This window comes from Neisseria sp. P0009.S007, from assembly GCF_051962515.1.
Genome location: NZ_JBQCVF010000809.1, coordinates 1 through 630 on the forward strand (window position 1 = coordinate 1; position 630 = coordinate 630).

Here is a 630-nt window from a genome sequence, read left to right on the forward strand (position 1 = left end):
TCACATTCGCTGCCGAGCAGAGTCAGTGAGCATTTAGGGCTTTGATAACGCTGTCGGTAATGTCGTAACGGCCGTTGACGTAAATCACGTCCTGCAAGATAAAGTCGTAACCTTCGCGTTTGGCCAAATCGACGATGACGTGGTTAGCGTTTTGCTGGAGCGCGGCGAATTCTTCATTGCGGCGCAGGTTGTAGTCTTCAGCCAACTCGGCCTGCTCCTTGCGGAATTTTTGTACCAGATTGCGCCATTTTTGGGTTTCCGCTTCCCTTTGGCTGTCGCTGAGTTTGTTGCTACTCAGTTTTTTCTCCAAAGCCTCGCCTTCCTGCTGCAGCTTTTGCAAGGCGGTTTGACGGCTTTTGAACTCTTTTTCCAAAGTCGTCTGAATGCTTTGCGCCTGCTTGGATTCCTGATAAACGCGCTCGGTATTGATAAAACCGATTTTCTGCACGCCATCCGCCGCCGCTTGCGGCAAAAGCACGAAACCCGGCAGGGCTACGGCGAGGACACGGAGGGTGTCGGCTATTTTACTCATGATAAAAATCCTTGCTTGAAAACAAACGGGCAGTTTGCAATAAGCTTGCCGCCAATCTGCCATGAGGCCGTCTGAAACGGACAAACCCGGTTTCAGAC

At 51.3% G+C, this 630-nt stretch carries 1 protein-coding gene; it reads right to left on the minus strand.

Translation table 11 applies throughout. The features are described from left to right. Positions 1–22: 22 nt before the first annotated feature. Complete coding sequence (locus ACTHS3_RS16520) at positions 23–532, minus strand: OmpH family outer membrane protein (RefSeq protein WP_070606398.1); 510 nt, start codon at positions 530–532, stop codon at positions 23–25. Positions 533–630: the final 98 nt, after the last annotated feature.

Excerpts from the sequence above, each read along its gene's own strand:
- ACTHS3_RS16520 (WP_070606398.1), bottom strand. The coding sequence starts at position 532 with ATGAGTAAAATAGCCGACACCCTCCGTGTCCTCGCCGTAGCCCTGCCG.